The sequence below is a fragment of the Aeromonas sp. FDAARGOS 1414 genome, from assembly GCF_019047065.1.
Lineage (GTDB): Bacteria > Pseudomonadota > Gammaproteobacteria > Enterobacterales > Aeromonadaceae > Aeromonas > Aeromonas veronii_A.
This window is the reverse complement of sequence record NZ_CP077210.1, coordinates 1,623,731-1,649,511: the sequence shown is the minus strand read 5'-3', so window position 1 is coordinate 1,649,511 and position 25,781 is coordinate 1,623,731. Positions and strand designations below refer to the sequence as shown.

Sequence of the window (25,781 nt, the reverse complement as noted above, 5' to 3'; positions counted from 1 at the left end):
TGGGATCTACTCCACTTTTATCGCACTGATCTGCCAGATAGCCCGACCGTAATAGAGCTTGTTTTGCAGTTCGGGATATTGATCGAACGGATAGACAAGGAACAGCGGCCCTTTGTCACGCACCGACAGTGGCTTGCCATTGATCGTGCGGGCGAGGATGACCCGATACTGCTCGGCATCGCTTGTCGGCACCTGTACCGAGTAGTCATTGAGCGCGGTAATGGTGAGCTGTTTGCCGGTTGCCCCGACCTTGGCCAATACATCTTGCAGCAGCGGGCCGCGAAAGGTCTTGGCTTCGTCATACCAGGGGGTATGGGTTTTGATTTCGTGTACCGGTAGTTGATCCAGCATGGCGCTGTCCCACAGGGCCAGAGACTGATGAGTGGGGCTGCTGATGGCGCCTTCAACCTTCAACACGGCGCTGTCAGGGGAGGGGGCTGCGTATGCGGTGCCGCAAAGGGCTGCCAACAGTGGTGCGATGTAAAGGCCTGCTTTCATGATCTCTCCTTCCTGGAATATGGCGGCATGGGGGCCGAGCCAACGGTGGCTTGTGAGCTGTGTGCAAAGGCAAGCAATAATCGGGCCCGGTCTAATGGGCTTGAATTATCAGTCATTTAGCCTGTTATCGGGCGATCTCGGCCCAGGTGAATTGCAGTTTGCAACGTGCGGGGGAGGTTAATTGCAATTTGGCAATCAAAACGAGGCGTGGGTGTCGGCGAATAAGGCGCAAAGAGTATCATTTGGAGAACAAGTGCCGTGGCACTGCCCGGCATAACATTTGCAAAGTGCTGAATGCCGTGACAGCAAATAGTCTGAGAATCGACAAGGAGCTAGCAATGGAAAGCATGACTTACACCCTTAATGATACCCAGGTCGTGGTACTGGAAAACGAGTTTGACGCAATGGCCGTCAGTGAGCTCCGCCCGTTGTTTGAAACCCTCTCGACCCACCCGGGAGATATCCTGGCCGATATCAGCGATGTTCACTTTATCGACTCGTCGGGTATCGGAGCCTTGGTATTTCTCTATAAAAGATTGATTATGAACGGGCATCAGATGGCGCTTGTCTGTGGGCCTGGCCAACCTCATGACCTGCTGGAGATGCTGCATATCGACCGGGTGATCCCCTGCCATGAGAGCATCAAAGCCTATATGCGCTCTCGCGGCATGATGGCCGCTGCATCATGAAGCGGGTTGGTATCCTGCTCTCATCCATCCTGCTGTCGGGTTGCGCGCAGTGGCCGCCGGAGGGGTATGGCGGCATGGCGGAGGCAAGACCCACCCGAATTCCGGTCAATGAGGATGAACGGCGGGTCTGGTCTCGTTATGATGAGCGTCAGAAGGAACTCGACTTGCAGCTGACGGAATTAAAGCAAGCGAGTCTGCAGGGGTGTATGCCTGCCGAGTTGAAAAGACTACAATCTCAACGTATTGATATCGAACGGGATATGCACGGACGGCTCTGGTCGGATGTAGCCTGGCGTCAGACCGTGTTGGCACAATCACTACAACAAGTACGTTTGCGGCTGCAACAGACAACAGCGGATGGCTGTCGTGCTGATTGGTCAGGGCACCCCTTACGCCAATGGGGGCAGACGTAACAGACGAAAAGGATGTCTATGAAACGGGGCTCTCTCGAAGGATTGATCTGTGTTCTCTTGCTGTTGTTCACCTGCCCGTTACTGGCTTCCACCTTGTTGGCTCCCGGTGATCGGTTGGCCATAGTGCAACCCGGTGAGCCTGCTTTTGACCAACCTTTCCAGATCAACAAGCAGGGAGAGATTGCACTGCCTGAAGTTGGCAATGTCGTGGTGGGGGGGAAGACCCTGCCACAGGCGGATGAACTGATCCGTACCGCCCTCAAACCTGTTTACAACAACCTCTCTCAATTGACCGTCACCTTGCTGGAAAAGCGGCTGCTGATCAGCGTGATGGGCTATGTCAAAAAACCCGGCAGTTATGATCTGGCGCCCGATGGCAACGTGCAGATGGCCCTCGATGCCGCTGGCGGTCTGGTGCCTGGTGCCCAGCTCAACAATATGCAGGTGCGGCGTGGCAGCACGGTCTCTAGCTTCGACTACAAGCGTTATCTCGATACCGGCGATGCCAGCGTGTTGCCGCCATTGCAATCCCTCGATGTGGTGTTCGTGCCCGCATCGCCTTTGATCGGCAACGTGCAGATCGATTTTGATGCGGCGACCCTGGCGGCAGGTGGGGATGGCGATACCGGCAAGGCGATCAAGGTATTTGGCGAGGTCAACAGCCCCGGCGCCTTCAGTTTCAAGAGCGGCAACTCTATCGTGGATCTGCTGATGCGAGCCGGTGGGGTGACCCGCTTTGCCGGGGTGGAGCGGATCCGGGTGATCAATGGTGATGCCCCCGAACTGTTCGATCTCAAAGCCTATCTCGACTCCGGCAACAACAAGCTGCTCCCTAATCTGGCGCCGGGCGCCACCATCTTCGTGCCCAAGGATGAAGAGCAGATAAAACGGGGAGCGCGCACCATCTACATCATGGGCGAGGTGTTCAAACCCGGCGCCTATGAGGGGCGGGAAGGGGACTCCTTCCTCGATATTCTGGCCAATGCCGGCGGCCCGACCCGCTATGCCGAGAGTCGCCAGATCCGTTTGCTGCGCACCGATGGCACGATCGAACCCATCGACTTGCAGGCCTATACCGAAGGGATGCAAAAGGCGCTTCCCCAAGTCAAACCCGGTGATGCCATTTTTGTGCCGGAAAAGACCGATATCAACGAGAAGTCCTGGTTGAAAGTGGCACCCGGACGGGCGGTGATGGTGATGGGGGCGGTGCGGATCCCGGGCCGCTATGAATGGTCTGACGAGATGTCGTTGCTGGATCTGATCGCCCACGCCGGAGGACCCAACGAGCGGGCCGATATCGCCAAGGTGCAGATCCTGACCGCCGAAGGGGGGCAGGCCACGCCGACCCTGTTTGATCTCGACAAGTTCCTTCATCAGGGCGGGGCGCTGGCCAGCCTGCCGAAGATCCGGGCCGGATTCACCATCATGATCCCCGAGCTGCCCACCGATCCCAGTGACAACAAGTCCCAGTGGGTGCGCCAGTCACCGGACAGTTCCATCTATATCTTCGGTCAGGTCGGAGCCCCCGGTCGCTATGCCTTCAATGAGCAGATGGGCTTTATCGACATCCTGTCTGCCGCCGATGGTCCGACTGCGGCGGCGGATCTGCGCAATGTGCGTATCGCCCATCGCAGTGGCAGCACGGCGCGGGTCAGCAAGCTCGACCTTGCTCTCTACTTTGAAACCGGCGATGAAACCTTGCTGCCCAAGGTGCTGCCCGGCGACTCCATCTACCTGCCGGAGAAGAATCGTCCCTGGCTCGACGAGCCGAAGGAGAACACCATTCGGGTGCTGGGAGCGATAGCCCGTCCCGGTCGCTACCGCTTTGACTCCTCCATGACCCTGTTGGATCTGCTGGCCGAGGCAGGGGGCCCGACCAGCAGCGCCTATATCAAGAAGATTGTGGTGATCAACATGGCCACCAGTGGTCAGGGGGATCAGGCCCGCAGCTTCGATCTCGACGGCTTTGCCAAAGAGCCCGACTTTAGCCAGTTACCGGTGCTGCGCGCAGGGGACACCGTCTTTATCCCTGACAGCAAGAGCAGCAACTGGGCCATTTTCATGGATGGCATGCGCGACATTTTGACCACGATTTCGGTGGTGGCCCTGGTCGGGACGCTTTGATATGAGCATCCCCATTCAATATCTGGAGCTCGAATCCCTCTACGCGGCGACGGTCGCCCGGGGGATCCGCTCGCTGGCGGTCACCTCGTCAGAAGGGGGAGAGGGGGTGAGCTCCATCTGCGATGCGCTGGCAAGGCGCTCGGAGGCGGATGGGCTGCGCACCCTGCTGGTGGATCTCAATCTCTATCACCCCGGCCGCGCCACGGCGGTTGCCTGGGGTCCCAATGATGTGCCCGAGCCTGTGGCCACTGGCCGCTCCTTGTCCTTGCTCCCGGCGCCGGGCAAGGATCTGATGGCCTTTCGCAACAAGGATACCTTGCGTCAGCTGCTGGTTCGCTGGCTGGAGCATTACGATGTGGTGATCTTCGATACCTCGCCGCTCACCGCCCTCAATCGGGGCAATATTCCGGCCGATCAGGTGTGTGGGGCCTGTGAAGGGGCGCTGCTGGTGGTATTGGCCGGGGTGACCCCGACGACCGTGGTACAAAGTGCGGTGGATAAACTGACCCGTGCCGAGGCCAATCTGGTTGGCGCTGTCTATAACGACAAACTCAACCCGGGGCTGGCCAGCGAGATCCTGCGCGAACTCAACCGGCTGCCCAGTAACCGGGTGACCGAATGGCTCAAGCGCTGGTGTCGGCGCAGCGCCTTGCTCAATTTCCGGATCTGATCGCTCGCTGATGGAGGCCCGATATGGATGACTGGTTGCGATCTGCTCCGGCAACCCTGCAGGCGGTGCGCGAACTGCGCAACCGGCTGGCACAGGGACTCTCCCTGTTTCAGGTCTCCCCAAAGGATCAAGCCAACTGGCTGCTCTGTTTCAGTGAGCTGGCCACCAATAGCGTCAAACACACAGCTCCTCCTGCGACCCGGCTCTGGCTCACGCTGAAAGAAGATGAAACGGGCTTGAGTCTGATACTGGAGGATGATGGCGGCCCGCAACCCGGTCTTGCCAGCGCGCCGTTACCCGATGAGCTGCAGGAGGGGGGATACGGGCTGGCGCTGGTGCACCAGCTGTTTGCCGAGGTGCACTTCTCTCGCGACGGTGAGCGCAATCGCGTGACTCTTCGCCAGCAGGGCCCGGTCAACCAACTGCCGGTGCTCGCGGTGATCGACGATGACAAGGTGATGCGTGCCCTGCTCACCGCCTATCTCCATGAGCACTACCGGGTTGAAAGTTATGCCGACTCCCATGCCGCCCTGCTGGCGCTTGGAAAGCAGCCCCCCGCGCTGGTGCTCTCCGATATCGAGATGGAGGGGATCGATGGCTTTGGGCTGCGCCAGCAGTTGATGAAGGATCCCAAGATGAAGGGGGTGCCCTTTATCTTCCTGACCGGTCATCAGGATCAGTGGACCCAGAGTCGGGCGGGGGCGCTGGGGATCGATGACTTTCTGGTCAAGCCCATCACCAAGCAGGACCTGTTGCTGGCGGTTTCGCGGGTGCTGCAACGCTCGCAGCAGCTCAAGTCGCAATGGGGCGAACAGCTGGATCAGCGCATGACCTCGGCGCTGCGCCCGTTATTGCCCGCCACCTCCATAGGGGGATACCAGCTGGCGTTGCAAACCCGCGCGGCCACCGTGGGGGGCGGGGACTTTCTGCTGGTCAAGGATCGGGTGCTGTGGCTCGGGGATGTGATGGGTCACGATGCAGAAGCCAAGTTCTTTGCCCATGCCTATGCCGGTTATCTGCGCGGTTTGCTGACGGCGCACGATCTGGAGCGCGCCCCCGCCCGTTTGCTGACCATCTTGTCCAATGCGGTTCACAGTGATCCGCTCCTTGGGGCTACCCTGCTCACCACCCTCTGCATTGAACTCGGCAACGAGGGGCGGGTGCAGTGGGCCAGCGCGGGCCACCCGGCGCCCTGGCTGGTTGGGCCCGGCACCATCCGTCAGGTCGGCGTGACCGGCCCCTTGCCCGGTTTGCGCCCGGATCCCCACTTCGTGACCAATGAGCGTCAGCTCAAGCCCGGCGAGATCCTGCTGTTCTGGACCGACGGCCTGCTTGATAGCCGTGATGCCGCAGAGCGCCAGCGCTGGGAGTCGCAGCTAAAAGAGATCTGCCTGACTTCGGGGCCCGGTCTTGAGCAACTGGCTCATCGCATCGCCCGCTGGTTTGATGAGCGCATCAATGATGCCGCCCTCGATGACATGACCCTCTTGCTGGTCGCCTGTCCCGGCGCCTGATCCAGCCCCTCTTTGCCTGACTGGCCCGCTCTATGCAACGCCTCATTTCAGGTGGCATGGAGCCACGGGAGGAGGGCCTTATGTTACCCATGCAGCAGATCTGGCTGGCCATCGATGCACGTCAGGTCGGTGGAATAGAAGTTCACATTATCCACTTGGCCAACGATCTGCTGGCCAGGGGATTTCGCCCCACCATAGTGCTGGTGAGCAACCACGGCATGACCCCCTTTACGACCCTGCTCAAACAACAGGGCTTGCCCTACGAGGTGTGCCAAAACAGCCGCGATTTTATGCGCCGTCTGGCCCGCCAGCCTGCTTCTGTGCTGATCCATACCCACGGCTACAAGGCCGGGGTGCTGGGGCGGCTGACAGCCAGGTTCACCGGTAAATCGGTGGTCTCGACCTTTCACAGTGGGGATGACGGGGAGGGATTGCTGAAGTTTTACAGCTGGCTGGATCGCATTACAGCGCGTTTTGCGAAGTGTATTGCAGTAAGCGAGCCCATCGCTCGCAAATTGCCTGTGCCGAGCACGGTGATCAGCAACTTCGTCCCCATGCCTGCGACGCCGGCTACGGTAACTGGCAACCGGATTGCCTTTGTCGGCCGCCTCTCGCCGGAAAAGGGGCCGGAGGCATTCTGCCAGCTGGCCGCCTTCTGCCCGGATGGGGCGTTTCATCTCTACGGGGATGGCCCCATGAAAAGTGCCTTGTTGCAGCAGTATGGTGATCGCGTCCAGCTTCATGGTTTCCAGAACATGGCCAATGAGTGGCACAACATCGACCTGCTCTGCATCACCTCCCGCTTTGAAGGGTTGCCGCTGGTGGCCCTGGAGGCGATGGCTCACGGCATACCGGTCTGTACCTTTGCGGTGGGGGGCCTGGTCAATCTGATCGACCATAAATCCAATGGCTGGCTGGTGGAGCCCGGCCATGTGCGGGATATGGCGGAGCTGGTCAACTACTGGCTGCGCAGCGATGGGGTGGTGCGCAGCAAAATGAGTCAGGCGGCCCGCAACACCATCGCCCGCGGATACAGCGTGAGCAACAGAGTGACCGATATTCTGGCCGTCTACGGCGCCTGAATCACGGAGAAACCTGTCAAAACGAGTGGCCGCTGGCCACTCGTTTTTTTATGTGCCGGTGTTAGGGGTTGCAGGGGGCGGATTGCTTCTGTGATCACGCAACGCTCGGGTTTCTGCGGTTGGTCAAGCGGACATCCGGCCTGTGGATGGATGGGGCCAGATGATGGCGATCAGATCGCTGACTTCTCAGTGATCACTGCGGACGTGCCACAAAGATGCGCCATAAAAAAGGCCATTGCAGTGGCAATGGCCTGATGGGCGTTGAGATATGGTTGAGGTCGGCGCGGCGGAATTAGCGCCCCTTCTTGCCGACCATGATGGCAATCGTCTTGCCGATGATATGCATATCCTGCACCAGCCAGCGCCAGGGGTGGAGCAGGGCAACCGAGTAGGCCAGATCGAACGCCAGCTTGCTGCGCACATCATCCAGCGACTCGTCGTAACCCTGATTGACCTGCGCCAGACCGGTAATGCCGGGGGCCACTTCATAGGTGCGTTCGATAAAGTACGGCACCGCATCTTCCAGCCGGTTGGCGATCCCGGGTCGCTCCGGGCGGGGGCCGATCAGCGACATCTCCCCCTTGAGCACATTGATAAACTGCGGTAGCTCATCGAGCCGGGTTTTGCGCAGGAAGTCGCCGCTGCGGGTGATCCGGCTGTCCCCCTTGCCACACCAGACCGGCCCGGTAGCCGCCTCGGCGTCGGCGCGCATGGTGCGAAACTTGATCATGAAAAAGAGCTCGGTATGGGTGGCGTGGCTGCGCCCGATCCGCAGCTGACGAAAGAACACCGGCCCCGGGCTATCGAGCCGGATGGCCAGCATGATCAGCGGCCACAACGGCAGCGTCAACAGCAGGCCAAGAGTGGCACCGAGCAGATCCATGCTGCGTTTGACCACCAGGGTCAATCTTGGAATGGGGTGTGTCATACGGCTTTCTCCTGTGACATGAAACGTATGGGGGCGCGCAGGCAGTAGCGCAGGGTGCCCATGCCGTTGTACCAGTGTCCGAGCACCAGATAGTGGATCTTGCGAAACAGATTGGGCCAGGGGTGCACAGGGGTCAGCTGGATCAGGATGACCAGCAGATACCCCAGCAGTTGCAGCCCCAGCAACAGCTGAAATAGCAGGGATTGGGTGGCCAGCGGGATGGCGCAGAGCCACAGCAGGGTCAGGCAGAGCGGCATCAGCACCCGCAGCCCCTTGCCACTGGCAAAGTTGAAGGCAACCCAGCCGAACTTGGGGTGCAGCAGGGGCAGCAACCGCAGCAGCTGCTGGGTGTTGCCGGCCCCGATCCGCTGGCGCCGTGTCGCCTCCAGCACGGCATCGGAAACTTCCAGCTCCAGTGCGGCGCAGCGATTGTCATAGACCGCCCGATACCCTTTGGCGATGGCCTGCATCGGCAGGATGAAATCGTCGTTGATGGTATCGGCGGCCAGCGGGGTGAGGCACTCCCGGCGCATCATGTAAAAGGCCCCGTGGGCCCCCAGCATGCCGCCAAGGGCCGACTCGCAGAGCTTGATCTGGCTTTGATAGTGCCAGTAACTCTCCTCGCCCTGTGAGCCCGGTTGCCAGAAGCGGTATGCTTCCCCGACCACCCCTACCTTGGGATCGGCAAAATGGGCGACCGCCAGCAGCAAGCTGTCGATGGGCAGCAGGGCCGAGACATCGGTGAGGGCCACCAGATCGCTGTGCACCCGGGTCATGGCCTCGTTGAGCACGGCGACCTTGCCGCGATTGCGGGGGTGATCAAACAGCCTGATCTGCAACTGCTGCAGGGCGGGATCACCGAGCTGGCTTAGCGCAATGGGGTAGCTGTTGTCGCTGCAGCCGTCGAAATGCACATGCACCCACAGCTTGTCGGCGGGGTAATCGAGGCTGGCGAGGTTTTGCAGCTTGGCCGCGATGGTTGCCGCCTCGTTGTAGACCGGCATCAGCAAAGTGATGGTCGGCAGCGCCTCATCGGTGGCGTCTGTTTTGAATCCCCGATCCAGGGGGCGGGGCGGATTGGCTACCTTGCGCGCCTGCCGACCACCGAATTTGAGCAGCAGGGGATAGCCCACATGGTGGTAGACCACCAGTACAGCGCACAGCCAGAACACGATCATGATCCATTCCATGGGATGCTCCTCTGGTCATCGGGTCACTTGATCAGCGGCTGTAAAGCTGCTGATAGGCCTGAGCCATCCGGCTCAAGCAGCTTTGCTGGCACACAAACTCTCGGGTGACGGCACGCAGGCTATGGCACTGCAGCAACCCTTGTGCCAGAAGCTGGGCAAGGCGGCCGGGATCCCGCTCCGACAGGATATGGCCGCTGGCCTGGCAGACGATCTCTCTGGCCGCCCCCACGTCGCTCATCACCACCGGCACCCCGCAGGCCTGTGCTTCCAGCACGCAGAGCGGCATCCCCTCCGCCAGCGAGGGGAGGCAGAAGAGATCCAGCCCCTGATAGAAGCGTGGCATGTTTTCGACCAGCCCCAGAAAATGGACCCGATGGGCGATCCCCAGTTGCTGACACTGTTGTTGCAACGCATTTTGCAAACTGCCGACCCCTGCCAACGCAAGATGCACCTCCTGTGGCAGGGTGCGGACCGCCTCCAGCAGCAAGGTGTGACCCTTGACCGACTCAAGGCGGGCGGCGCAGCCAATCAACTTGACCCCTTGCGGCAGCCCCATCTCCTGACGGGCGAGGGCGGCGGCGCCCGGGGCAAAGCGCAGCTCATCGATGCCGTTGGGGATCACGGTTGGCGACAACTGTCCCAGCTTGGCCAGCAGCTGGTTGGCCACCGGCGTGGCATCGGCCACCAGAATGGGCTTGAAGGCGCGCAGCCCCCACAGGGCCAGCGTGCGCTGATGGGGATCATCGAGATACCAGGCATCGTGCTCTGTGTGTACCAGGGTGGGCACCCGGGCCAGCCGACTGGCCAGCCCGCCATAGAGCATGGGCCCCAGATGGTGGGTATGTACCGCGACGGGCTTGAGTTGGCGCAGCAGCCGGGTGAGCCGCCAGAGGGTCGCCAGCGACCAGCCCGCGGGCTTTTCCAGACAGTGAATATTGCCAGCAAAGGGATGCAGGGCTGGCCACGCTCTTAGCACATCCTCTTTGCGCCCTTCGAGGGAGATGATATGCACCGGCTGCTCGGCGGGGCTCGCCTGAGTGAGGTTGAGCACCATGGTCTCCAGCCCGCCGGGCTGCAGGTGCTGCACGATTTGTACGATGGAGCTTCTGCGAGGATGGGGTCTGTGCGACGGGGTTGATGACAACATGGTTCGCGCTCCGGCAAGGGAAGGGGTGACACCCCGGATAGCGGGAGAATGCGAATCTTGTACCACTCTTGCGATCTGCCCACAGAAGCGATCAGCTCCTCTGGTGGCACTGCCTTTGCATCGTGCGGGGGGAGGGCTTTTCTCAGGGAGTGATGCCATGCCTGTCCAGTTCTATTACAACCTCTACATCATTCTCTTTGCCGCCTGGCGCCGTCGCTATCTGCTGGTGATCCCGGTACTGGTGATGCCGCTGGTGGGCGTGACGGTCGGCCTGCTCACCCCCAAGGAGTATGAGAGCCGCACCACCTTTATGGTGCCGCAAGATGCCAACCAGACCCCGACCCTCAAGGATCTGATCACTCAGGAGAGTCTCAAGGATCGCTTTGCGGTGCTCGAAGCCCTGCTGCGCAGCCGTTATGTGCTGGATGGGGTAGCGCGGGATCGCGGTCTGGTCAATGACGAGACCCCGCCTGCCCAGCGCGATGCCATCATGGATTGGCTCTCGAGTGCCGTCTCGCTGCGGCTGATCGGCGATGAGGTGATCGAGATAAAGGTAAAAGCGGATTCGGCGGCCAACAGCGCCGGTTTGCTCGAAGCCATTTCGCGGCGCTTTTTCTTCAACCTGCTCAGCAAGGGGCGCCAGTCGGCGGAATCGTCCGAACGTTTCCTGCAAAGCCAGCTCGACAGCCGCCGCAGCGAACTGCAAGCGGCTGAGCAGCTGCTCGCCGACTTCAAACGGGAGCATGCCAGCGCCTTGCCCCAGCAGCAGAGTACCAACGTCGCCCGTCTCTATGGCTTGCAGGAGCGTTATGCCGAGAGCCTGATCACCCTGCAGCAGGCCAAGGCCCGGGTCGATCAGCTATCGTTGGGGCAGGAGAGCCAGCTGGCCCGCCAATTGGATGAGAAGCTGCAGCTGATGCGCACCGAGCTGGTGTTGCTGCGGGCCCGCTACAGCGACGAGCACAGCAAGGTGCAGAGTCTGCGCTATCAGATTGACCAGTTGCAGCAGGAGTTCGAGCAGCTCAAATCTCAACCGGATATGGCCCGCGGGCCCGAGTGGCAACTGGCCCAGACGCAGCTGACGGAGGCGGAGCAAAACGCCGCTGGCTTGAAGAGTCAGCTGGATGGGTTGGACAAGGTGGTCGACTCCCAGGGGGATACCGAGCGCCAACTCGCAGAGCTGGAGCGGGATCTGGCGGTCAAACGCACTCTCTATCAGGATTTGCTGCTGCGCTATGAGAAAGCCAAGGTAACCGGCGATCTGGGCAATTTCGAGCAGGGAGAGCGGATCAAGGTGATCGACAAACCCTTTGCCCCCAGCAAACCGAGCAACTACCCTCTCTGGCTGTTTCTGCTGGCGGGCATTGTTGGCGGGTTGGGGCTCGGCTGCGGTCTGGCGCTGGTGGCCGAACTGGCGGATGCCAGCCTGCGCCGCTCCGATCAACTGGCCGCCCTGGTCAAGGCACCGGTGCTAAGCCGGATTCCCTACTGCGAGCCAGTGCCGGACTATCCATCCCATAGTGATCATGCGCTGGATGGGCAGGTATTTCCCTTGTCACCGGAACCGGGTTGATTGCCGTAAAAACGGGCTATCAACCGGAATCTGAATATTTCTGAAAAGGCCTTGTGATAAGGCCTTTTTTATATCGTGCAGATAGCGGAGTAAACATCGCGGCAGGCCCATAAAAGAGGAGATAGGCTTCATTTTCTGTTTGCGTTTCTTGACGGTAGTTTTACCCAGTGGTACAAGTGGAGCCGGCGCAAGGCTATTGATAATAGGCTTATAAGTCGGATGCTGGTTGGTCATATAATGACTTTAAAATGATTTATAGGTTGTAGTGACATTTTGTAGGACGGAGTTGGATTTAAGGTGTTGCTAACATATTAATTGCACCTTCTCTTCAATGATTGTTATGTATTTTTTTTGATTCAATTAATAAGAAAGGAAAAAAATGAACGAGCAAGTTTCTGCAAGTGCAGAGGATATAGCACTTGAACGCTTGAAGGTAAATCAGAAAAAAAGAGAAAAAAGTGATGCTCTGCAAAGTTTTTTAGCTGTATTGACGGTGCTTACTATTATGTTGGGCATATTTTTTTGGGTTCAAGCGGAGATAGTGGCGTCAACATTCAGTTATCGTTATTCTGATCCGTATGCTTCTAATGCGGTCAAAAAAGAGGTGATTGATAATATAAAAGTTATATCTGGATTCCTTTTGCTTTTTGCAACAGTGTTTGTTTCTTATTTATTTATGGTTGGGTTCAACCCACGAGGATTACGTAAAAGAAAGGTAAGCAACAAGGAACAACAGTTCGATCTTGATGAGAAAAAAGAGATTGTCAAGTTATTAGACTCTTTACATACTGCTATTGAAAAAGGAAAGCTTGAAAGTGCCCTTTCAGAGCAAGAGCGGCAGCAAGTTATTTCTACTATAAGTCAGACTGTTGAGTCTCAACTGAATTCCAGCTTATTGGAAATGATCGAAAGTAAGTATGGAAATACAGTGTATCGAGACAAGTTGGCTAGCAAAGCAGAGAGGTTACTTAACAGTACAATCTCTCGACTCGAAGCATACAATGAAGATCTTAAAAAGAAAGCTTCGGTGAATCTTATATATGGTATTGCTTCTACCATTGGAGCAATCATGCTTTTAGTCTTTTTGCTAATGAATACTCAAGCACCAGAGACGAATTCTCAAATTGATACAATATTTTATTATACTTCTAGGCTATTTTTAGTGTTGTTAGTTCAAGGTGTTTCCATCTTTTTTCTAAATTTATATAAAGCTACGCTGAGCAATATTCTTTATATTAACAATGAGATTACAAATCATGAATCAAAGAGAGATGCTCTAGTTATGTCTTTAAACTGGAATAGTGAAGAAAATTTAGCTAATGTATTAAGTAGTTTGTCTTCAACAGAAAGGAATTTCATTTTGAAAAAAGGTGAATCGTCTATCTTTGATAGTCGTGTTACACCTGTTGAAAACCCAATCCCAACTAAAGTAGTAGCTGATTTGATCAAAAGCATTGGGAAATAGATATATAAAAATCAAATAATGAATAATTTGTAATGCATAGTATTCTCACTATGCATTACATTACATATTTAAGGTGGTTTTCGGCGGCATCAGCTCATAGGTTCGATTAGCCTATAGTCGTAATCGGGGTCCGCAGTGACACTCTCCGCCAATGTTACAAGTACGTCCAGACCGGTGTTAGTTCGAGAGTGCGTTTTTGGGATGGAAGAAGTGGCAAGATGAGAGTGAGTTAAATAAATATATTGTAGAAAGGCTGCGAACGTCTCACTAGGCTTCGCTAATCGAACCTACAGTTCTGATTTTTATATCTTTAGGAGATCTAAGTGAACCCTGAGAAAATATTTCAAGATAAAATTTCAGAATCTTTACTTAGGCTAGATGCTTCGTTAATTTACTTGAATCATTATAATGATGGTGGTCATTTATTTGACTTGGAGTCTGCTATTTTACAACTTAGGAAGGCTCTTGAATGTATAGTTTTTTCAAATATCGCCCCAAATGTAGAACAATATAAAAGGTTTAGAGAGGAAGCAAGTAGAGGCAGCTTTGAAAATGATTATCACGGTAAGCGAATCCTTCAGGCTTTAGGGAAAATCAACCCTGATTTTTATCCTATCCCTTATGAAGCGCCTAAGCTGCAAGCGGATGGAAGTTATCATTTAGATCAGCGGATAAATAAATTTCCTCAGGCATCTTTTGAAAAACTATATGATCGTCTAGGGAAGTTTTTGCATGCGGATAATCCATGGGGTAATGATAAAGGTTATGAAAATATAGCGAAAGATATACCAAATGAGATCTTAGCTATACAGGATATGATGACTAGGTATATATCAGTAGTAAGAGGTTCTGATTTAAATGGAGCTTGGCTTGTTGAGCGTAAAGAAGGTAGCAACCAAGTTATATTGTTTAAAGCGGCCGCTGATGGCGAATTTACGATCAAACGCAAGAACTAAGACTACGTTTCCAGCCCCATGTTCTGAGGTATCAGAGCTGCTGCAAAAATCAGGGAGCCATAGCTCCCTAATCGCAACACACGGGGGGATAAATCAGCCGATGGCGGGTGCCAGTTGCCCGTTGGCGGGCTGCAGGCGTCCCTGATTACGGCGTTGATAGCGCCAGGCCAGCAGTAGCGGCATACCGAGCAGCAACTGGGCGGCCAGCGGGATCTCCTCGATGGGGGCGGCCAGTGCCCCTTCCGGAATAATGCCCCCCTCAATTTCGGCCGCCAGTTTGAGCTCCAGCGCATTGCCAAAGTCGGCGAAGGTGGTGGCATTGATGACAAATGCATCCTGACCGCCCGCCACGTTCTCCACATACCACTCTTGCAGTACCCCATCGGCATAGTCCTGACCTATGGTGATGCCGTTGATGGTATCGATGCCGGAGGCGAGCAGTTGATCCCGCACGGTAGAGGTATCCAGCCCGTTGTTCTGGATACCGTCACCCGACACATCCATCACCTGGCGGGCGGCGGTGAAGTTGTTGGTATCAAACTGCTGGGCACCAAAGGCCATGGCCGAACCGGGGGCCGTCATCCCCGCATAGGGGCGTACCAGGGCATCCAGAGTGGCGGCGAAGTTGTTGATGGAGGTCATGTCGTAGAGGTGGAACCAGTCGGTCATCAGACTTTGCTGGTTGCTGCTGCTCCACATGATCATCTGTACGGCGATGGAGCCGAGTTTGCCGCCACTGGTGTCGAGGATGGCGCTTTGTACATCCTGACTGTAAAAGGCGTCCACATACCCCTGTAATTGCAGATTGAATTCCGATGAACTGACGCTGCCTGACACATCCATCAGCAGTTGCAGTTCGGTATCGACTTCGGTCAAGGCGTATGCGGGGGAGGTTACCAACAACATCCCCAGCAGCCCTGCCAACGGTTTGAGTTTCATTGCTCACTCCTTCTCCCTGGCGCTAGTGCCAGCAGGGGGAATGAATAAAGCGTGCCAGCTTTGTTGCATCCTCTGACTTGGCTTGGTCCGGGTGAGGTCGGGCAGGCATGGAACTTGCGACAGCGGTCAAAAGCGCTGATAACCGGCAGGAGTTGCGATGGAGATCCGTCCCTGGCAGTGGGCACCCAACTGGCTGCTACTTGGTTTGGCCAATCAGTGGGGCATGGTGTGGCTCAATATGGGCCACTTCAACCTGCTGGTGGTGTTGCTGATTGCTATCTGGTGGCAAATTGCATCGCGGGTTGCACCGAGCTGGCGCCCGCATCCACTGGCGCTCGCCCTCTTTATCCTGCTGATCCTGATCCCCAGCGCCAGTTGCAAGGCGCTGGCTTGTCTGTTGCTGGTGGCCTCGCTATGGCGCCGTCATCAGAGTGGCGATGAGCGGGCGGTGTTGCAGATTGTGCTCGCCTTTACCGTGGCGGTGTTGTGGGGGCAGCAGGTGTTTGCCCTGCTCTCCGGCCCTGTGCTGGCGCTCGATGCCTGGGGGGTGGGCCAGTGGTTGCAACTGCTGGGCTGGGAGACTCGCCTTGATGGCAATCGCATCGAGCGGTTGGGGGGCCATGCGCTGATTGTGCTCAAGGGGTGCTCCTCGTTTTCTCAACTCTATCTGGTGGTGCTCTCCTGGCTGGTCTCCTGCTGCTGGCTGGCGCCGGATCGGCCCCTCTACCGGCAGTGGCCCATGTTGCTGCTGGTTTGCCTGCTCTATATCGGGGCCAATCAGCTGCGGTTGGTGCTGATGAGTCTGGATCTGCGCTGGTACGGCTGGCTCCATACCGGCTCGCTGGCCCAGCTCTACCAGTGGGCCATCATGTTGCTGGTGATGACCATCCTCTTTATCCGGGGACGCCGTGATGCATCTATCTAGGGGATATCTGTTGCTGTTGCTGGTGGCGCTGCTCAGTGCTGCCGCCATGGGCTGGCGTTATCAGAACCGGGCAGTTAACGAGGGAGCCAAGCCGATGCTGCTGGAGCTGGTCCAGATGGGCTGGCGCTTGCGGGTGGCTACGCCGGTATTGGGCGGCACCTATGTCAGCTATCAGCTGGCCCATCCCCGCTGTGACGGCCTGCTGCAGTCCATGCTGGTGGCGCCTGATAGCGAGGCGATGTCAGTGACGCTGGCGGGTGAAGGGATGAGCCAAGGGGTGATGTTTTTAGGCGAGCTACACCAGAGTCCGCCGCTGCTCTCGTACCGTCTGACCCAGGGTTGGCGCAAATTGTGGGGGCTGGCCCCTTATCCCCTCTATCGGGTGGCCTTGCCGACTTCTTGCATTGACCTTATTGCGCCGCCGCTGGGGTGACCGACCCCGGTTCACCGTTTGGCAGAATGCGGATCAGCAAGGTATTGGGGGCCAGCATGGGGTCATAGCGGGGCTCCAGTTCAATGGCGCGAGCTCCCAGCAAGCGGGTGAGGGCAGTCAGCCGCACGCTCGCTATCCGCGCACTCTCCAGCATGTCGGTTTGCAACCCGGGGCCGCTTATCAACGCAATCCGGGCCGGATCCTTGCGTCCCAAAAACTGATGCAGCTGCTGCTCCTGATCCGCTGGCAGTTGTGTCTCCGCTTGCTGGTACTGCAGTTGCAGTTGGGGCTGTTCGGCCAGCTGTTGTTCCCGCAACTGGTTGAGGATCGGCAGGGTCTCATTGACCGGTTCCTGACGGGCGCAACCGGTGAGGATCAGCAGCGGCAGCATCAGAGGCAACAGGCGGGGCAGGGCGCTGTCTTTTGCTGTGGAGCGGGGAATCTGGTTGGCCATACGCAGTCACTTCAGGAGGATGAGTTGGCACCAGTTTGCAATGTTTTCAATCCCTTGGCCAGTTGTTCAATCTCGCGGCGCCACTGGATCCAGGCGGCAGAGGGCAGTTGCTCTGCCACCTGCCAGCGGGTCGGCATCTGATCCCGCAGGCGCTCCAGCAGCAGGGCGGCCTCTACTTGATAGCGGGCCTCCTGCTCCAGCCAGGCGAGCCAGCGCAGATCTTCGATGGCTTGCTGCAACAGTAACAGATCGTGAGAGAGGCGGTGCGCCTCGCAGGCTTGCGGGCCGAGCAGCATAAAGTCGCTCTCCCGCCCATCGGTGGGGTCATAGGGCAGGGCGGTGGGCATGCGGCCATGCCACTGCAAATAGCCCTCGGCGCCGCTCTGCCACAGATAGAACCCGGCGGCTCTCGGGGTGCCCAGATTGTAAAACCAGGGGGTGACCTTGTGCTGGCGCACCCGCGCCACATCGGCCTTGTCGGCGCCAAAGCCTGCGTTGATCAGGGCAATCTCCACCTCTGCCAGCAGACCAACCTGACCCGGATGATTGAAGTGGCCTGCGCGGATCACCGCCGGATCCCGCCGTTTCATCTCCCGCGCCAAGGTGGTGATGGCGGGCAGGGTGGCAAGATCGGGCTCATCAAAGAGGCTCCATGCAAGCGGGGGCAAGCCGCTGGCGGTCAGCCCCTGTTGCCGCGCTTGCCACTGATCAAGCTGGCTGGCAGGGTCGCCCCCCCAGCGTTTGAGCGGGGTATAGGCCAGCAGGGGGGGCACAAAGCCGAGCCCGGCCGCTTCTCCCATGATCTCCCGCATCCCTGCTTCATCTTGTGGCAGGGCGGGCGAGAGGCCGCTGATCCCCAGCTTGGCGAGCCGCTCCAGATCGCAGCGACTGGCCGTGGCGATCTGCTCTTTTAGCGCCTCGGGGTTTGGGCTTAGCCAGTTCAGATAGGGGGGGGCTTCGACATAGATGCCGACCGGCTTGCTGGCCGCGGACAGGGTCAACGGCAGCACCTCGATAGTCAGTGGCAGCTGCACCAGTTGCTGTTGGCTGAGCAGCTGAATATTGCCCAGATAGCGTCCCGCCGGGGCGTCTCTGGGGACGGTCATTTGCAGCACCAGACGCCGTGGCACCCCTGCCAGTAGGGTGAGCCCGGCGATCCCCTCGACCAGCTCCTGATCCGAGGGGGCCAACAGGGTGCCGCTCGCCTGCGGGCGAACCAGATGCCACTTGCCGTAATAGGGGATCAGCGCCAGCGGTGATCCTGCCTGTTCGGGGGGCTGGATCACCAGCAAGGGGGCCGGATCGTCGGTGGCGGCGTGTATGGCAAACTCCAGCAACAGCTGGCTGCCACGGGCCGCCAGCACCGGTTGTGAAGCCTGCTGCAACGCATCGGCCGCAGATAGCGGGGCGATCTGCAGGGTTGGGGCGGCATCTGTAATCGGCGTGAGGCTCAGTTGCTGCGAAGCAGGGGCTGGGGTTGGGGAATAGGGGGCCAGAGTCCACTTCTCCAAAAACAGCTGGCGCTGCTTGGTCAGCACGATGGCGGTAGCGTCGGCCAATACAGCGTGATCTTTCCCACTATTCGGGAGCGCCTCTTTGCTGGTGGGGGCCGGATAGGGGGCAAGCAGTAGTCCCGCCAGGTACTTGGCATCCGGTGAGTGACCTACCAGTGTGATAGTGAGCGGGCCGCCTGGGTGGTTCAGGGTGACATGAACGTGGCCGCCCTGTCGTGCCCCGAACAGCTGCCAGGGATCCGGGTTTGGCAGTGCCTCGCGGGATTGTCCCGCCAGATAGCGCTGCGTTAGCCACTCCTGCGGTTGCCACTGCTCGGCCCAGATGGGCTCGCCATTGACCAGAACGCTGCGCTCGAAGGGGTGGGGCAGATACTCCCACTCGCCGGGGTCATCCAGCCAGAGGGTGAGCTGGTAGCGCCCCTTGGCGACTTCCAACCGTACGCCATCCAGATTGCGCAGCCCATCGCGCACCAGGGCATCGCCGGAGGGGCGCAAGATGGCGGTGGGGTGGCCAATCAGCCGGGGATCCCCCGGGCTCAGGGGCTCAAAGCCGGTAAAGCGGGGCGCAGCCGCCGCCCCCAGATCCAGCGCAATGGTGCCCGCAGGCAGAGTCAGACCGGGCTCCCAGTACCAGCGGTGAATGGTCATTGAGGGGGCGTTATCGGCCATAAAGAGATAGAGCTTGGTGAGTTTGTCCAGCGCCAGCGCTCTGGGCTGGCTGGTGCGCCACTCACTCAAGGCAAAGCGCTGGGTGAAGGGGCCGGGGGCGACAATCCGCTCCAGATTGACCCGGCTGCGGTAGTTGACCGAGGCCTCATCGTCGATACGCAGGATCAGGGTTTGCGGGCGGGCGCTGGGGTTATGGCCCTCGATCACCAGTTCATCATCGCTGCCTATTGGCCAGTTGTGGGTGCTCAGATCGAGCCGCTGGGGTGTCTGGTTACCTGTCATGGGCAGCGGGGTCAGCCCCTCCAGCCGGGTGGTGGCCATCGCTGCATTGGCGCAGAGCAGGATAACCAGCCAGAGCCCTCTGCTCATCCGGCCAGCCCCTTCAACCAGTTGTTCAGCTCGGCAGCCTTGTGATCCCAGCTTTGCAGGGCCACCTGCTGCTGGCGCGTGTGGCGCCCTTCGCTGCGGGTCAGCCCCTCCCAGCCACTCTCCTGAAACCAGCCCGGATTGGATTGATCAAAGGCGGCCCGGTTGATGGCCTGGGCCAGGCTCTCCCCATCGTGGGGGAGCTGGATCTGCTCCCGATAGCCATCGAGAGCCGGAAAATCGGTGCTGACGATGGGTCGCCCTGCGGCCAGATATTCACGCAATTTCAACGGATTGCAGGCACGGATCTGGGCGTTGTCGACAAAGGGCAGCAGACTCACCTGCCAGTGCTGGGCATAGGCCGCCAGCGTGTGATGGGGACGGGGCCCCAGCAGATGGATATTGGGGAGCCCCTTGAGGGGGGAGATATCGGTCTGGACCGGGCCAATCAGCACCAGATCCCAGTGGGGCAGGGCGGCAGCCGTCTCTGCCAGAAGGGGAATATCAATCCAGTCGCTCAGGCTGCCGTAAAATCCGGCAATGGGACGGCCGGAGGGGAGATCCGCCGGGCGCTCTCTGGGGGGCATAAACAGCTCGAGATCCACGCCGTGGCTGAGGAGCCGGGTTTTATGGGGCGGAAACCGGCTGGCCAGCGCGGGGCTGGCGGCCAGAATGAGATCGGCTTTTTCCACCAGTCGGGCCTCGCAGTGGGCAATGGCCTGATGATCCACCCCTGCCAGCGCCGAGAAGTCATCGCCGCAGTAGTAGATCACCGCCCGCTCTTCGAGCTTGCCAATCAGATCGACGGCGCTGGGCAGGGAGATCCAGAGCAAGGGGCGATCCAGCTCGGGCAGCTGACGCCGGATCTGCGCCGCCAGCCAGTGGCCATTGATCTTGCCCGCCAGCCGACTGCCCGGCAGCGGCAAGGCGAGCGGCGGCAGAACCCGGGGGCTGCTGGCTTCGGATGGCGCAACCGACTGGCCGCCAGCATGGCGCGCGCCGCGCAGCACCGCCCCCAGTTTGCGGACGATGCGGGTGAGATCATGAAGGGTAAAGCGGGGGCAACGCATGCCGATGGAGTTGACCCAGAGCACTTGATAATCGTGCAACAGACGCTTGATCAGGTGTTGGGTGCTGGAGGGGTGCTGGCCCCAATCCTCTCCCAATACCACCAGTTGCGGCAGTGAGTTTGGTTTCATGCAAAGGTCTCCGAAGCGTGTGCGGGGTCGCTGTGATCTTGTGGCTGCAACGGGCGCAGTACGGTGGCCGGTACACCCGCTGCCAGCACACCTGCGGGCAGATCCCGGGTGACGACGCTGCCTGCGGCGACAATGGTACCGGCGCCTATGGTGACACCGGCCATCACCATCACCCCGGTGCCAAGCCAGACATCCTGCTCCAGCACAATGGCGCCCACCTGTTCATCGAGATCCGGCAGGCCCCGGGCGCGATCGCGGGCGTTGACTGGGTGCCCCGGGTAGCCCGCCAGAAAGGCACGGCCAGCAATTCTGACGTTATCCCCCAGCACTATCTTGCTGCCCACCGCCAGGGTGGTTTGCCAGCCAATCCCGACATTGCGGCCAATCACCAGCCTTGGTGTCTGGCTTGATGCCCGGCCGCTGATGGTCATGGCGGCGCTGAGGCGGCAGTCGGCACCAATTTCGATGGTGACCGGACCGCTGATATAGGGGATGCCGCCATAGAGGTAGAGGCGTGGGGCGGGGGCCGTGAGGCGAGATTGAAACAAGGGGGTCCACCAGAGGGTGCGGGTCAGGGTCGCCAACGCGTTGCTGCCGAGCAAATAGAGCCGATAAAGCAGCCGATGCAGGGGTGGGATCACGGGGAATGACCAGTGGCGGGCACTTTTGGCCAGTCGCCATACCCGGCGGGCCAGTGGCGTATCCCCCTGTTTGGCCCAGCTTTTCATCCTGTGCAGGTTGATGGTGTTCATGGCGACCTCTCCCTCTGGTGCAGTCCGTTGCTCGCTAAGCAGAAAGCAGGGATCGGGCCAACAGGACGACCCCAGTTAGAACGGGCCAAATGGGGCTAAGAGGAGGGGCAGATTGCGCTGGTCGGTGCAATTTGCAGCCAGCGTTGTGCAAAACGCAAATGCCAGTCTCATTCTGGGCCTGTTCAGGCCGGTTAAGCCGCACAGAGGGGCTATCGTATCTGGGCGGGAGTGAGTGGCGTGGGCTTTGCATTAGCGGTAGCTGACCCGAAGCGGGATGCTTCGGGTGGCTGGGAGGCCCTATGAAACTTGGTGTGAACCAGATTGCCATGCTCTATTACGCCGGTGGCTTGCTCCTGATGAAAGGGATCTCCCTGCTGATGCTGCCGGTGTTGACCCATCAGCTGCTCCCTCGTGAATACGGCCAGCTGGAGGTGCTGCTGACCCTCATCAATCTGGGTTCCCTTATTTTGGGCTTCGGGCTGGTGGATGCCCTCTACCGCTTTGCCGGATTGGCGAAAGATGAGCAGGAGCGCCAGCAGGTGGTGGCCCGCATGTTTGGTCTGGTCTGGCTGATCGCCCTGGCCAGTCTGGTGCTGCTCTGGCTGCTGGCACCTCTGGTGCAAGCCTGGCTGCCGGTGGAAACCCACCTTGCGGATGTGCGCTGGGTGCTCTGCGCCCTGCCGTTTGAAGGGGTGATCGGCGTGCCGCTGGCATGGCTGCGGATGCGCAATCAGGCGCGGCTCTTTTTCGTGGCGACCGCAGGCAAGGCGGTGATCCAGTCCCTGCTGACCGGCTGGTGGCTCTGGCTCGGTTGGGGCGTGAGCGGGGTGCTGGCCTCCGGCACCCTGACCTGCGTTGCACTGGCGCTGCTGCTGAGTCTCTGGCAGTGGCGAGATAGCGGGATCCGCTTTGACTGGCAACACTATCGGCCGCTGCTGCGCTATGGATTGCCCCTGGTGGTGAGCGGGCTGGCAGGCTTTGCCCTGAGCGGACTGGATCGCTGGTTGCTGGCCGATGTGGTGGGGGAGGCGCTGCTTGCCTACTACGCCGTTGCGGGCAAGCTCGCGCTGGCGGTGGGGTTGTTGCTGCAACCCTTTGCCCTCTGGTGGTATCCCCGCCGTTTCATGCTGCTGCGCGAGCCGGATGGACTGCGGCTCAATGCCCACTACAGCGTGATGGGGTCGGTACTGGGGTTTGTCACCGCGGGGATTGTTGGGCTCACCGCTCCCTTGCTTATTCGCTGGCTGACCCCGGAGAGCTATCACGGGGCGATCGCCTATATTCCGCTGCTGGTGCTGGGTATGGCGGTGCGCAATGTTTCGGACTTGCTCAATGTCGGCTGCTTTAGCGGCGAGAAGAGCAACGCCCAGATGGTGATCAATCTGGGCTGCAGCGCCCTTGGGGTCGCAGGCTTTCTGCTCGCCATCCCCCCCTTCGGGGTCGCCGGGGTGATCTGGACCCTGCTGCTGGTCTATCTGGTGCGGGCGCTCGCCTTTTATCTGGTGAGCCAGCGGTTGCTGCCGCTGCCGTATCGCCTCTCGACCCTCTGGGCCAGTTCCCTCGGGGCGCTGGCCATGGTCTGGCTCGGCCAATGGTGGGCAGGATCATGGCTCGTCTAACGCCAGCCATCTGGGCAAGCACCATTTGTCTGGTGCTGGCCCTGCTTTGGTGGCGGCTTCCCCATCCCTTGCTGTTGCCGGTGCTCGGCCTTGCCATTCCCGCCATCTGGTTTGCCCTGCGCTGGCCCTTCTTGATGGTGCTGGGATTTGTCACCTTCTCCTTTTTTCGGCTGCATGAGGTGTTCCCCCAGCTCTATCCCCTCAAGATCCCGCTGCTCTTCTCGCTGGCCGCCATCGGCGCGCTGGTCTGGCACATTTTGCTGACCGGCCGGATCAAGCCCTACTGGAGTCCAGCGCTGAGCTGGCTGACGGCTTTCTTTGTGATGGTCTCCATCGGTGTGCTGTTTGCCAGCAACCGGGGCGAGGCGATCGCCACCTGGACCGGCAGCTACAGCAAGATCTATCTGATGACCCTGGCCACCGCCTGGCTGGTGCGTACCCCGGGGGATTTTGCGTTGGCGGTGCGCACCTTCGTGGTAGCGGGCTGTCTGGTGGCACTGGTGGCCCTCTACAACAAGGCGAGCGGGATCGGGCTGGTGGAGGGGACCCGGGTGACCATAGGGCGCGAGCTGGGCTCTGTGCTGGGGGATCCCAACGATCTGGCGCTGGTGCTGCTCTTTCCTGCCGGCTTTTCGCTGAGCTTGCTGCTCAATCAGGGCAATGGGGTGGGGGGGCGTTTGCTGGGGGGGCTTGGCTTTGCGCTGACTGCGGCCGCCATTATCGCCACCCAGAGCCGGGGTGGTCTGCTGGGTATCTGCGCCGTTGGTGGCCTGTTTGCCTGGCAGCGGGTGAAGTCGAAAACCCTGTTGATCTCGCTGGGGATGGTCGCGCTGGTGGTGCTGTTTGCCGCTGCCGGGATCAGCGACCGGGCATCTGGCGGCGCCGCCGAGAGCGGGGTCGATGCCTCGGCCATGGGGCGGATCTACGCTTGGCAAGCAGCCTGGGGGATGGCGCTGGGCCATCCGCTGGTAGGGGTGGGCTTGTCCAATTTCTATTACAACTACTTCTTCTACAGCCCCCATTGGGATGGACTCAATCATGCGGTGCACTCCACCTGGTTCGGGGTGCTGGCTGAAACCGGCTTTGTCGGGCTGGCGCTGTTTATCGGCATGGTGACGGTGACCCTGCGCAGTTGCTGGCGTTGCCAGCTCGCTGGCATGCCTCCTGCAGTGATCACGGCGATGCAGGGGGTGATGGCCAGCATGGTGGGGTTTGTGATTTCGGGATCCTTCCTGACCCAGGGCTTTACCTGGCCCATCTATCTGGAATTGGCGCTGGCCGTCGCCGTCATCAAGTACGTGCAGCAGGCGGCCAGAGAGGTGAAGGCCACCTCTGAGGATCATCAGGAGGCAACCCGGTTGCCGGCAGTGCCACCAAAGGGAGCAAGAGGATGAACGCAACCCCTGTTTTGCTGGTTCACTACGGAGAGGACTGGATCCGCGGCAGCGAACGCTGCCTGCTGGATCTGCTGGCCCACCTCGATCGCAGCCGGTTTACGCCGTTGCTCTGGTGCAATAGCCCGACGCTGGCGGCAGAGGCGACCACCCTCGGGGTCGAAACCATGGTCGAGCCGTTCAGCCTGCTGCTGGGATGGCAGGCGCCACGTTTTGATCTTGCGGCCCATCGGCGCCTCTCCCGGCGAGCCAGAGAGCTCATCACCGAGCGGCAGATTGGGCTGGTGCATGCCAACAGCGCGGCCCCTTGTCAGTGGCTGGTGGGGGTCTGTCGGGCGTTGCAGGTACCGCTGGTGTGCCACCTCCATGCCCGTTACCAGCCAAGAGACAGATTCAGCCTGCGGGTTCATCAGGCAAGCGTGCTGATCGGGGTGAGCGAGCCGGTGTTGACCGGTTGGCGCCAGGATGGCTGCGCGGCCGAGCGGTTGATCCGGGTACCCAACGGGGTGGATGCCGCTCGCCTGAATGGTGGTGCTCACTGGCCGGTCGTCGGCATGCTGGGCTTGCCCCCGGGGGATATGATCATCGCAACCGTCGGCTCATTGATCAAACGCAAGGGGATTGATCTGCTGATCCGCTCGCTGGCTGCCCTGATGGCATCGGGGGAGGAGGCTCAGTTGCTGATTATTGGCAGCGGTCCGGAGCGGGAAGCATTGGTGGCGTTGGCTGTCGAGCTCGGTGTGGCCGAGCGGGTCCACTTTCTTGGCGAGCGGTCGGACAGTGCCGCTATCTTGCGAGGCGGGGTGGATCTGCTGGTCTCCGGAGCCCGTGAGGAGGTGTTTGGTCTGACGTTGGCGGAGGCGGGCATGTTGGGGCTCCCGGTCAGTGCCTACCGAGTGGGCGGCATCCCCGAAGTGGTGGAAGAGGGGGTGACCGGTTTGCTGGCAACCCCGGGGGATTGGGCCGAGATGGCTGATCACTGGCGGCAATTGAGCAATCCGCAGCGCCGATGTGAAATGGGGCGGGCCGCTCAGTTGCGTGCCGCACAGTTGTTCACGGTGGCGCGCTATGTCGACGGGGTCACGGCGGTGTGGGACGCCGCGCTGGCTGGTCGTTGGCACGCCACGGCCCCCACACCCTTCCGACCACTCATGCATTGGGCGGGGCAACGCCTCCTTGCCAGAGGTCGCAATATGCTGGCGAGTGGGATGGCAAGAGTGGCGCAAAAAGTGCAACTGGGGTTTGGCCGCCGCAAGGTGCCAGAGTAA

At 59.5% G+C, this 25,781-nt stretch carries 23 protein-coding genes; 14 read left to right on the top strand and 9 right to left on the bottom strand.

Going from position 1 to position 25,781, the window contains the following annotated elements:
- Window positions 1-6: 6 nt before the first annotated feature.
- Window positions 7-498, bottom strand: a complete 492-nt coding sequence (locus tag I6L44_RS07340) for a molybdopterin-dependent oxidoreductase (RefSeq protein ID WP_043819743.1) — start codon at window positions 496-498, stop codon at window positions 7-9.
- A 338-nt stretch (window positions 499-836) separates the two neighbouring features.
- On the opposite strand from I6L44_RS07340, the gene I6L44_RS07335 reads away from it, so the two are divergent.
- The 6 genes from I6L44_RS07335 to I6L44_RS07310 all read left to right on the top strand — a co-directional run bounded on the left by I6L44_RS07335 (window position 837) and on the right by I6L44_RS07310 (window position 6,990).
- Window positions 837-1,187 carry an STAS domain-containing protein gene (locus I6L44_RS07335; protein ID WP_050514374.1) on the top strand — a complete coding sequence of 117 codons (351 nt, stop codon included), beginning with the start codon at window positions 837-839 and terminating at the stop codon, window positions 1,185-1,187.
- Complete coding sequence (locus tag I6L44_RS07330; RefSeq protein WP_216953738.1) at window positions 1,184-1,600, top strand: hypothetical protein; 417 nt, start codon at window positions 1,184-1,186, stop codon at window positions 1,598-1,600. The genes I6L44_RS07335 and I6L44_RS07330 overlap by 4 nt, the downstream gene beginning before the upstream one ends.
- 18 nt (window positions 1,601-1,618) lie before the next feature.
- On the top strand, window positions 1,619-3,724 hold the full coding sequence (locus tag I6L44_RS07325) for an SLBB domain-containing protein (RefSeq protein ID WP_216953736.1): 2,106 nt from the start codon (window positions 1,619-1,621) through the stop codon (window positions 3,722-3,724).
- Window position 3,725: 1 nt separating this feature from the next.
- On the top strand, window positions 3,726-4,394 hold the full coding sequence (locus tag I6L44_RS07320; RefSeq protein WP_076493047.1) for a tyrosine-protein kinase family protein: 669 nt from the start codon (window positions 3,726-3,728) through the stop codon (window positions 4,392-4,394).
- A 23-nt stretch (window positions 4,395-4,417) separates the two neighbouring features.
- The gene (locus tag I6L44_RS07315) at window positions 4,418-5,908 is read left to right on the top strand and encodes a SpoIIE family protein phosphatase (RefSeq protein ID WP_216953734.1); all 1,491 of its coding nucleotides are present in this window, start codon (window positions 4,418-4,420) and stop codon (window positions 5,906-5,908) included.
- Window positions 5,909-5,988: 80 nt separating this feature from the next.
- Window positions 5,989-6,990: a glycosyltransferase family 4 protein gene (locus I6L44_RS07310; RefSeq protein WP_216953732.1), complete on the top strand. Its 1,002-nt coding sequence runs from the start codon at window positions 5,989-5,991 to the stop codon at window positions 6,988-6,990.
- Between the two features lie 292 nt (window positions 6,991-7,282).
- Here the strand turns inward: I6L44_RS07310 and I6L44_RS07305 are convergent, their stop codons facing one another.
- From I6L44_RS07305 to I6L44_RS07295, 3 genes are read right to left on the bottom strand one after another with little or no spacing between them, the layout of a single operon-like run.
- Entirely contained in the window at window positions 7,283-7,918 is a 636-nt protein-coding gene (locus I6L44_RS07305) for a sugar transferase (RefSeq protein ID WP_042052827.1), read from the bottom strand.
- A complete protein-coding gene (locus I6L44_RS07300; RefSeq protein WP_216953730.1) occupies window positions 7,915-9,108 on the bottom strand; it encodes a glycosyltransferase family 2 protein in 1,194 nt (397 codons plus the stop codon). The genes I6L44_RS07305 and I6L44_RS07300 overlap by 4 nt, the downstream gene beginning before the upstream one ends.
- A 31-nt stretch (window positions 9,109-9,139) precedes the next feature.
- The gene (locus tag I6L44_RS07295) at window positions 9,140-10,255 is read right to left on the bottom strand and encodes a glycosyltransferase (protein WP_216953728.1); all 1,116 of its coding nucleotides are present in this window, start codon (window positions 10,253-10,255) and stop codon (window positions 9,140-9,142) included.
- 157 nt (window positions 10,256-10,412) lie between these two features.
- Between I6L44_RS07295 and I6L44_RS07290 the strand changes: the two genes are divergently transcribed.
- From I6L44_RS07290 to I6L44_RS07280, 3 genes are all read left to right on the top strand, one after another.
- Complete coding sequence (locus I6L44_RS07290; protein ID WP_216953726.1) at window positions 10,413-11,828, top strand: GNVR domain-containing protein; 1,416 nt, start codon at window positions 10,413-10,415, stop codon at window positions 11,826-11,828.
- Between the two features lie 379 nt (window positions 11,829-12,207).
- Window positions 12,208-13,293 carry a hypothetical protein gene (locus I6L44_RS07285; protein ID WP_216953724.1) on the top strand — a complete coding sequence of 362 codons (1,086 nt, stop codon included), beginning with the start codon at window positions 12,208-12,210 and terminating at the stop codon, window positions 13,291-13,293.
- Between the two features lie 323 nt (window positions 13,294-13,616).
- The gene (locus tag I6L44_RS07280; RefSeq protein WP_216953722.1) at window positions 13,617-14,249 is read left to right on the top strand and encodes a hypothetical protein; all 633 of its coding nucleotides are present in this window, start codon (window positions 13,617-13,619) and stop codon (window positions 14,247-14,249) included.
- Between the two features lie 93 nt (window positions 14,250-14,342).
- Here I6L44_RS07280 and I6L44_RS07275 read toward each other — a convergent pair whose 3' ends face one another.
- Complete coding sequence (locus tag I6L44_RS07275; RefSeq protein ID WP_216953720.1) at window positions 14,343-15,188, bottom strand: DUF1194 domain-containing protein; 846 nt, start codon at window positions 15,186-15,188, stop codon at window positions 14,343-14,345.
- Window positions 15,189-15,345: 157 nt separating this feature from the next.
- Here I6L44_RS07275 and I6L44_RS07270 point away from each other — a divergent pair, with 157 nt between their 5' ends.
- A complete protein-coding gene (locus tag I6L44_RS07270) occupies window positions 15,346-16,113 on the top strand; it encodes a hypothetical protein (RefSeq protein WP_100645977.1) in 768 nt (255 codons plus the stop codon).
- Window positions 16,100-16,546: a hypothetical protein gene (locus I6L44_RS07265; RefSeq protein ID WP_216953718.1), complete on the top strand. Its 447-nt coding sequence runs from the start codon at window positions 16,100-16,102 to the stop codon at window positions 16,544-16,546. Before I6L44_RS07270 ends, I6L44_RS07265 begins: the two co-directional genes overlap by 14 nt.
- Here I6L44_RS07265 and I6L44_RS07260 read toward each other — a convergent pair.
- The 4 genes from I6L44_RS07260 to I6L44_RS07245 are packed head-to-tail and all read right to left on the bottom strand — an operon-like array spanning window position 16,524 to window position 21,500.
- Window positions 16,524-17,000, bottom strand: a complete 477-nt coding sequence (locus I6L44_RS07260; protein WP_216953716.1) for a hypothetical protein — start codon at window positions 16,998-17,000, stop codon at window positions 16,524-16,526. The genes I6L44_RS07265 and I6L44_RS07260 overlap by 23 nt on opposite strands.
- 11 nt (window positions 17,001-17,011) lie before the next feature.
- Entirely contained in the window at window positions 17,012-19,552 is a 2,541-nt protein-coding gene (locus I6L44_RS07255; RefSeq protein WP_216953714.1) for a hypothetical protein, read from the bottom strand.
- Complete coding sequence (locus tag I6L44_RS07250; protein WP_216953713.1) at window positions 19,549-20,748, bottom strand: glycosyltransferase; 1,200 nt, start codon at window positions 20,746-20,748, stop codon at window positions 19,549-19,551. Before I6L44_RS07250 ends, I6L44_RS07255 begins: the two co-directional genes overlap by 4 nt.
- Window positions 20,745-21,500, bottom strand: a complete 756-nt coding sequence (locus I6L44_RS07245) for an acyltransferase (RefSeq protein WP_216953712.1) — start codon at window positions 21,498-21,500, stop codon at window positions 20,745-20,747. Before I6L44_RS07245 ends, I6L44_RS07250 begins: the two co-directional genes overlap by 4 nt.
- A 299-nt stretch (window positions 21,501-21,799) precedes the next feature.
- Between I6L44_RS07245 and I6L44_RS07240 the strand changes: the two genes are divergently transcribed.
- Genes I6L44_RS07240 through I6L44_RS07230 form a run of 3 tightly spaced genes read left to right on the top strand, consistent with a single transcriptional unit; the run spans window position 21,800 to window position 25,781 of the window.
- Window positions 21,800-23,119, top strand: coding sequence for a lipopolysaccharide biosynthesis protein (locus I6L44_RS07240; RefSeq protein ID WP_216953711.1), 1,320 nt, complete (start codon window positions 21,800-21,802; stop codon window positions 23,117-23,119).
- Entirely contained in the window at window positions 23,107-24,513 is a 1,407-nt protein-coding gene (locus I6L44_RS07235; protein WP_216953710.1) for an O-antigen ligase family protein, read from the top strand. The genes I6L44_RS07240 and I6L44_RS07235 overlap by 13 nt, the downstream gene beginning before the upstream one ends.
- Window positions 24,510-25,781 carry a glycosyltransferase family 4 protein gene (locus tag I6L44_RS07230; RefSeq protein ID WP_216953704.1) on the top strand — a complete coding sequence of 424 codons (1,272 nt, stop codon included), beginning with the start codon at window positions 24,510-24,512 and terminating at the stop codon, window positions 25,779-25,781. Before I6L44_RS07235 ends, I6L44_RS07230 begins: the two co-directional genes overlap by 4 nt.